We start from the raw sequence: 264 nt of genomic DNA, 5'->3' as shown, positions 1-264 counted from the left end.
AATTAAGGCTTGTTGTTTATTTTAAATCCTGTTATATTATAAGTGAACCCGAAGAAATAGCCAAATCGAAATTTATTTTCCATAGGAACTACAGGATTATCGCCCAAATTATACATTTCTGTACCATCATCTTTGAATCTACCCAACGCACCCTGTACTTGTCCCATAGAGATACCGCCGTGTAAAATAAGTCGTTCTTTTCTACCCATTACCAATCCTAATCCGGAAATAATCTGAAATTTCTGTTGAGCCGTGAAAATAGCA

General features: G+C 35.6%; 1 protein-coding gene. It reads right to left on the bottom strand.

Translation table 11 applies throughout. The features are described from left to right. Window positions 1–2: 2 nt before the first annotated feature. On the bottom strand, window positions 3–264 hold a 262-nt coding region (locus SB752_RS32650; RefSeq protein ID WP_410719537.1), incomplete at its 5' end, for a hypothetical protein.

The organism is Brevibacillus sp. SIMBA_040, assembly GCF_046535075.1.
In the GTDB taxonomy this organism is placed as follows: Bacteria; Bacillota; Bacilli; order Brevibacillales; family Brevibacillaceae; genus Brevibacillus.
The sequence above is the reverse complement of the archived record's forward strand: the minus strand, read 5'-3'. Positions and strand labels throughout refer to the sequence as shown.